Genomic DNA, 7549 nt, shown 5'->3' with positions numbered 1-7549 from the left:
ATTATATCGAAGCATGTCTAGTACTCCAACAGCTGGGAAAGCTACTTTAAACAATTCTGGGCGCTGAGCCATAGTTGCAGCAACCAATAAACCACCGTTTGATCCGCCAGAAATTGCTAAATACTCTTTAGAAGTATATTTATTGTTGATTAGGTATTCCGAGGCAGCGATAAAATCATCAAAAACATTTTGCTTTTGCATTTTAGTCCCAGCAAGGTGCCATTTCTCACCATATTCACCACCACCGCGTAGGTTTGGAACGGCATAAATTCCCCCTTGCTCCAATAAAATAATATTTGAAGTACTAAATGCTGGAGTTAAGCTCACGCTAAAACCACCATAACCATATAATAGCGTTGGGTTTTTACCATTCATCTCAATTCCTTTTTTGTGGGTGATGATCATCGGCACTTTTGTCCCATCTTTTGAAGTATAAAACACCTGTTTAGAAACATATTGTGAAGGATCAAATTGCACACCTGATTTTTTATATTCAATCGACTGACCCGTAGCAATGCTGTATTTAAATATTGTTGGTGGATAGATATAGGATGTAAAGGTGTAATAAAGCTCTCTTTCAGACTTTTTAGCACTAAATCCACTTGCAGTTCCCACACCTGGTAGCGTTACCGTTCTTTCGAGGTTGCCATCCATATCGTATTGCAACACCAAAGAGGTAGCATCCTTCAGGTAATTCGCAAAAAACTTGCCTCCTGCGGTACTCGCTTCGAGTACGTTATCAGTTTCCGGAATAAAATCTTTCCAGTTTTCAGGTGCCGGGTTAGTAGCATCAACCGTTACCACTCTATAGTTTGGAGCTTTGTAATTGGTATAAATAAACAATTTACTTCCTTGATTATCAATGATAGAATGATCGTTTTTGAAGTCATTAACTATTTGAGTAATCGGACTTCCAGGTTTTGATAAATCTTGGATATAAAGCTCGTTTCCAGTAGTAGAAACTGCGGCAGTAATCACTAAAAAGCGCTGGTCGTCGGTTAAGCCACCATTAATATATCTACGCGGCGTTTGATCACCACCAAAAATCAATACATCCTCCTTTTGAGAGGTACCAATTTTATGATAAAATAATTTATGGTACTGAGTTAAGCCAGAAAGCTGACTACCTTCTTTAGGTTTATCATAGCTGCTGTAGTAAAAACCTTCATTTCCTTTCCATGAAAGTCCTGAGAATTTCACATCAATTAAGGTATCACCAACAACAGATTTATCAGCTGTTTTTAATACGATAACCTTTCTCCAATCCGATCCACCTTCTGAAATTTGATAGGCAACATGGCTGCCATCTTTTGTAAACTCAATTCCGGCAAGAGATGTTGTTGCATCTTTTGAGAACGTATTAGGATCTAAGAAAACCTCAGCTTTCGTTTTGTCGGTTTGACGATAAAGCACGTACTGATTCTGTAAACCATCATTTTTATAGAAATAAGTGTATGCACCCTCTTTAAAAGGAGCAGTAAACTTTTCGTAATTCCAAAGTGTTTCTAAGCGTTTTTTAATTGCATTCTTAAAGGGGATATTCGATAAATAGCCCTGAGTTACTTTATTTTGAGCCTCTACCCAATCATTGGTTTCTGTAGAACGATCATCTTCAAGCCAACGGTAGGAGTCATTTATTTTAGTTCCGAAATAAGTATCCGAAACATCGATTTTTTGGGTTTTAGGATAGTTCATGGATTTATTAGGTGGACTGGTATGTTGCGCTATTCCACTAAGTGGACTGATCAACACAGCAATTGCGAGCATTGTTTGATTTAATCTTTTCACTGGATTTATAATTTGTTTATTGCTAAAATAGAGAAATGCATCCCACAATTGGTCATTTTTAATTAATTTTTTACACTAATTAAGGTGGACGGTCTCTTAAATTAAAAATTATGTATTTTTGAAACGATGTCAACAAAGAAAATATTTTTTGCTTCCGATTTTCATTTTGGTGTACCCGATTATAATACGAGTCGTGAGCGTGAGAATCTAGTTGTGAGTTGGCTCGATCAGATTAAGCATGAGGCCAGTGAAATATACCTGCTTGGCGATGTTTTTGATTTTTGGTTTGAATATGGCTCGGTAATTCCGAAGGGATTTATTCGATTTCAAGGAAAAATTGCCGAAATTGTTGATTCAGGTATACCTGTTTTCTTTTTCAAGGGCAATCATGATATGTGGATGTTCGACTATTTCAAGAAGGAGCTCGGTGTTCAGATTATTTCGGATGAGCTGATTATAGAAAGAGGTGGGAAAAAGTTCTATTTACACCATGGTGATGGACTTGGACCAGGGGATACACAATATAAGATACTAAAAAAAATCTTCAGAAGCAAATTTTGTCAATGGTTTTTTGCTAGAATCCATCCCAATTTGGGTGTAGGGATTGCTACTAGATGGTCGATGAAAAGCAGGCTTCAGAACAATAAAAAGGAAGAATTTAGAGATATTTCGGAGGAGTGGTTGGTGACTTATTCTAAAGAACTACTAACAAAGGAGCATTTCGATTATTTGATTTTTGGGCATCGCCATTTGCCACTTGATATCCCGCTTGGCGGAAGCAAATACATAAATTTAGGTGAGTGGATTAATTTCAATTCTTACGCTGTATTTGATGGCGAAAATTTGGAGCTTCGTTATTTTGAGAAGCCTGATAAGGGATAAAGCCAAAGCCAACTCTTTCCCCGGCTTCGAGAACCTCAGCCACCGGGTAAAGATGTCGTTAGTCTAACCAACTAATTAGAGAAAAGAATAAGGAGCAAGGAATAAGGACAGAACCCAATTAACAAGGAAGTTCATTATTTACCTCCCAATCATCTCCACCCAGCCTGACAACTGATAACTACCAACTGACAACTACCAACTAATTAGAGCCTTCTAATTGATACTCATTCCTGATTACGTATAAACTTCCATTATTATCCAAAAAAGCCGTATTTTTGTATGCCCAATTTAAAGCCTCATGTATAAGCTTTAAAAGAGGCTATTTCAATTAAATTTATGTTACAGAAACTAGAATATATTAAAGAACGCTGGCAAGAAGTGGAGCGCGAGTTAAGCAATCCGGCAACGATGAGCGATATGAAGCGTTTTGCCCAGCTGAATAAGGAATATAAAGACCTCACCAAAATTGTTGATGAGTACAAAATTTACAGCAATGTAATCAGCAATATTGAGGCAAATAAAGAATTGCTTGCTAATGAGAAGGATGATGAGTTGCGTGAGATGGCGAAGATGGAGCTGGATGAACTTATTCCGCAGCAGGAGCAATTAGAGGAGAAGATTCGTGTGATGTTGATACCACAAGACCCAGAAGATGGGAAGAATGCCATTGTAGAGATCCGTGGTGGTACTGGAGGAGATGAGGCGGCACTTTTTGCTGGCGATTTATACCGAATGTACACTCGTTTTTGCGAACGTAAGGGCTGGCGCATGGAGGTGGTTGATGTAACTGAAGGTACTGCTGGTGGTTATAAAGAGGTTGTGTTTAATGTGAATGGTGAAGATGCTTATGGGCAATTGAAGTATGAGTCGGGAGTGCATCGCGTACAGCGAGTACCAGATACAGAGACTGCCGGAAGGGTACATACTTCAGCTGCTTCGGTAGTTGTTTTGCCAGAGGCGGATGAGTTTGACGTTCAGATTAGCATGAATGATGTGCGTAAGGATTTATTCTGTTCATCTGGTCCTGGTGGTCAGTCGGTGAATACGACCTACTCAGCCGTACGCTTAACGCATATACCGACAGGTATTGTAGCGCAGTGTCAGGATCAGAAATCCCAATTAAAGAATTTTGATAAGGCATTTGGGGTATTACGTAGTAGAGTTTATGAGTTGGAGCACGCTAAGATGTTGGAGGAGACTTCCAAAAAGCGTAAGACGATGGTTGCTACAGGTGATAGATCTGCGAAAATTCGTACTTATAATTATCCGCAAGGAAGAGTTACAGAGCATCGTATAGGTTTAACAATTTATAATCTTCCGAATGTGATGAATGGCGATATTCAGGAAGTTATTGATCAATTACAGTTGGCGGAGAACGCTGAAAAGATGAAAGAGGGATCAATTGCATAGAAAATTCCTTGTTTTTCGGCCTAATTTTAAACATTCTCAGAATGTTAATAATTGAAAAACAGCTGTTTACGATTATATCTAAAATTAAACTTTTTATTATTTGCACTATATAGGTTATTCCCGTATATTTGCCTCACTTTTAAGAAAAACGGTTAAACGTTAATCAAAAAAGGATGATTCCGTAGCTCAGCTGGTAGAGCATTACACTTTTAATGTAGTGGTCCTGGGTTCGAATCCCAGCGGGATCACAAAAAATACTTATCTTTCCTGTTAAGACAGGATTAACCTTTAGAGGAGATAAATCTAGTCAAACGGACCGGTAGTTCAGTTGGTTAGAATGCCGCCCTGTCACGGCGGAGGTCGCGGGTTCGAGTCCCGTCCGGTCCGCAATAAAGCCCCCAAACGTAAAGTTCTGGGGGTTTTTTGCATTTTGGGGTGGATTGGGGTGAATTTTTTGGAATTAAGAGGAAGGGAATGCCACCCTGTCATCCCCAACAGTGTTGGGGACGGGTTCGTTCCCGTCCGGTCCGCAATAAAGCCCATAAGCGTAATTTTATGGGCTTTTTGCATTTTGGGGTGGATTTGGGGTAAAATTTTTGGAAGGTAAGGGGAGTCAGAAGACTCCTGACATTGAATAATCCGTAGAGTCCGCTGCGCTAAACTCTGCGGACAGTGGGCTTGTTTGTGGAATTGGCTAAAGAACAGTACTCCGTTCAACGTATTCGTATTAATTTATTAAATACTACATTAACAGTTTAAGATTCCAATAGAGCTATTTAAAGTTCAATCATTTTTACTTATAATAATTCCATACTTTTTACTTTCCAATTGATAGTCTATTAGATCGAAAATGTATTTTCCATCAGTGTATGTAATAAAAAGTTTATCACTTAAATTTCCTCTTTTAAGCTCTTTTATAGGAATATTTCCCAACTCTGCAACCAGAAACTTATAATCAGATTCATTCATGATATAGTCAACACTTTGATATTTTGATGTCTTTGAATACGCCCTTTGAAACCAATATTGAGCAACGATTCCCTTATTATTTGAGGGATTGTTTAGATGCCCATCAAAGTACCATATAAAAGTTTTATATTTCTCACTATTTTTAATTCGCTCAAAGACCCACCCTTTATCTGATAGAATTTTAAATGTACTTAATGAGTCTGTTTCTATTAATTCCTTTAGATTTTCAAAAGAAATTCTTTGGGCCTTTAAACTCAGAGATGAACAAATTAATAGCAAAAAAAGAGTTGAGTATTTCATTATTAGGTTTAGTTACCCTTAAAGTTAAAAAGAAGTTTAGTAGATTGGTCATTAAGTTTTAATTCATTTTTAAATCAACTAGAAATTAGGAAATCGATGTCTAAAATACTTTTTAAATTGTGTACAATAATGCTATTTTCATTATCTACATTTTCTCAACAAAAAAAGCCTAGTGTCCAACTTGAGATTGACAGACTGTATTTAAAATATAAAAATATAAGTAGCACAACCATTTATTTTCCAGGAGGAAGTGAAACTTGTACTTTGGATAAAGTATTAAATACAAGCGGGAAACCTAAAGAAATAATTATGAGTGGGATGTCCTTTGATGTTAAATCTGTGAGTAAACTAATTAGTTATTATATAAATCAAAAAGCCGCAAAAGGCTTTAAAGAAGATGGTAAGTTTAGTTATAGTGGAGCCTGGGAGTCGAATATGGTTGAATCTAGGTTAGATTATTTTGAAAATAAATGTGATTTTACTTTTTTAAAGGGGAATGAATATGCAATTGTGCATTGTGAGAAAGTAGACCCTAATAAAATATTATTACTTTTCGATGATGCTTTATCTGGAATCAATAAGCCAAAGCCTTATTATAGGTTTACTATTACAATTGGAGATATGAGGCGAATGGCTGGTGATAACACAAAATCATTCGACTTTTAAATTAATTACCTTCAGGATTAATTTTGACAATAAATGCCTCTTTACGCCTTTTAGAGAGAATTTTTTCACAAAAAACAAATCTTTTTTCTATGCTATATTTCCGAAATTAACTTCGAAAATTCGCGTAAATCTGCGGGCGACAAAAGATAGCTCCCGCAGATTTAGCGGATCAGCGTAGATTATTATTTAATGGCCTTAAAGCATGGATTATAAGAAAGAATATACTAAAAATTGCCCATATTCCCAAATAAAACCACTAAATGCGTTTCCCTTAAGCTTTAAATTGTAGATCAGAGGAGTCTGGAGAACCTCCTGATTTGCCAATCCGGAGAGGCGCTAGGCTAAACTCTCCGGACAAGGAGGAGTCTGAAGACTCCTGACATTGAATAATCCGTAGAGTCCGCTGCGCTAAACTCTACGGACAGTGGGGAATAAATATATAGTAAGACTTAATTTTGCAGTAAAATTGTGGATAGATATAGATAGTGAGATTAAAATTTAATAGAAAATGTGAACTCAAGTGTCTATATAAAGAAAAAATCTCCCTTTAATTTCTAATTAAAATATTCCCTAAACGTACAATTAGTTTGAAATTATTTTTTCAAATTTATATAATTCATTAATTCTATTCATTTTCGCAATTGAAACTTCATAAATTAGATCTTCAATTGATTCATTTGAACTTCCTTTGATTTCTATTTTAATTTTAGAACCACTATCGGATATAAAACTTAGAAATGTTTTTTGAGTGCCATAGTAAAAAATTATTAATAACACTGAAATACCTGCCATAATTGATATAAATATTAGTTCACCTCTTCCAAGCTTAAATTTATAATCTAAGACCATTGCAGGAATGGAAAGAAGAAATATTGCTATTGGCCAAAATAAAAATTTGTATCTAAAATGCTTTTTTTCAATTGAACTTATGTGTTCTAAAAATATACTTGTTTCGTTTGAAAATTTTCCATTTTCTTCTTTAATTTTTAGACGATAATTAGTCAGAGTGATCGCCCATCTCTCTGTCGGTGTATTTATTTTATATTCTGAAGGCAATAATTTCATGATATTCTTAGATTAATTTTGCACAAATCAATAATTATTTAGTTTACCGTACACATTGATATACTTTGTCAGTGAAAAATTTCCTCAAAAGTAGTTAGTCATTTATTTTTAAAAATGGCATTTATCAGTTCAACTGAGTAAATATAATACATACAAATTAAACAAATTATTTTTTCGAATTCCTAATTGATTTTGGATTTTTATTTTTCACTTCCTCAACAATTACTTGTTCGGATAGGTTTGCATATCTATTTAAAGTATCGTCTTTTTTTATCCCCACCATTCTTTTTAAAATAGTATTATTCATTCCTTTTGAAATTGAAGAGATACCGCTGTGCTAAAATCTAGCGGACAGTTTTTTTTCCTTTTAAGTATTTGGGATATTTCGTTTTCAGAGACACCAGCCCAGATGTCTAATGAAATTCATAATAATTTTTCAAATGGATAATTTAATATAAATTATTTATTT

General features: G+C 35.4%; 7 protein-coding genes and 2 tRNA genes. 5 read left to right on the top strand and 4 right to left on the bottom strand.

Going from position 1 to position 7549, the window contains the following annotated elements:
* On the bottom strand, positions 1-1767 hold a 1767-nt coding region (locus tag ACIQ0D_RS10275), incomplete at its 3' end, for a prolyl oligopeptidase family protein (protein ID WP_395805297.1).
* A gap of 147 nt (positions 1768-1914) precedes the next feature.
* Here ACIQ0D_RS10275 and ACIQ0D_RS10270 point away from each other — a divergent pair.
* The 4 genes from ACIQ0D_RS10270 (at position 1915) to ACIQ0D_RS10255 (ending at position 4467) form a co-directional block, all read left to right on the top strand.
* Entirely contained in the window at positions 1915-2670 is a 756-nt protein-coding gene (locus ACIQ0D_RS10270; protein WP_395805295.1) for a UDP-2,3-diacylglucosamine diphosphatase, read from the top strand.
* 336 nt (positions 2671-3006) lie between these two features.
* Positions 3007-4080, top strand: coding sequence for a peptide chain release factor 1 (gene prfA / locus ACIQ0D_RS10265; RefSeq protein WP_395805293.1), 1074 nt, complete (start codon positions 3007-3009; stop codon positions 4078-4080).
* A gap of 175 nt (positions 4081-4255) precedes the next feature.
* Positions 4256-4328 (top strand) — tRNA-Lys (locus tag ACIQ0D_RS10260).
* Between the two features lie 65 nt (positions 4329-4393).
* Positions 4394-4467, top strand: a tRNA-Asp gene (locus ACIQ0D_RS10255).
* Between the two features lie 396 nt (positions 4468-4863).
* Here the strand turns inward: ACIQ0D_RS10255 and ACIQ0D_RS10250 are convergent.
* Positions 4864-5349, bottom strand: coding sequence for a hypothetical protein (locus ACIQ0D_RS10250; protein WP_395805291.1), 486 nt, complete (start codon positions 5347-5349; stop codon positions 4864-4866).
* A 129-nt stretch (positions 5350-5478) separates the two neighbouring features.
* Here ACIQ0D_RS10250 and ACIQ0D_RS10245 point away from each other — a divergent pair, with 129 nt between their 5' ends.
* The gene (locus ACIQ0D_RS10245; protein WP_395805289.1) at positions 5479-6015 is read left to right on the top strand and encodes a hypothetical protein; all 537 of its coding nucleotides are present in this window, start codon (positions 5479-5481) and stop codon (positions 6013-6015) included.
* A 582-nt stretch (positions 6016-6597) separates the two neighbouring features.
* Here the strand turns inward: ACIQ0D_RS10245 and ACIQ0D_RS10240 are convergent.
* Together ACIQ0D_RS10240 and ACIQ0D_RS10235 are read right to left on the bottom strand one after the other, a co-directional pair.
* Complete coding sequence (locus tag ACIQ0D_RS10240; protein WP_395805287.1) at positions 6598-7080, bottom strand: hypothetical protein; 483 nt, start codon at positions 7078-7080, stop codon at positions 6598-6600.
* Between the two features lie 166 nt (positions 7081-7246).
* The gene (locus ACIQ0D_RS10235; protein ID WP_395805285.1) at positions 7247-7387 is read right to left on the bottom strand and encodes a hypothetical protein; all 141 of its coding nucleotides are present in this window, start codon (positions 7385-7387) and stop codon (positions 7247-7249) included.
* Positions 7388-7549 lie beyond the last annotated feature (162 nt).

The organism is Daejeonella sp. (assembly GCF_044342615.1).
Lineage (GTDB): Bacteria > Bacteroidota > Bacteroidia > Sphingobacteriales > Sphingobacteriaceae > Daejeonella.
Note: the sequence above shows the minus strand (reverse complement) of the source record. Positions and strands in the feature narration are given on the sequence as shown.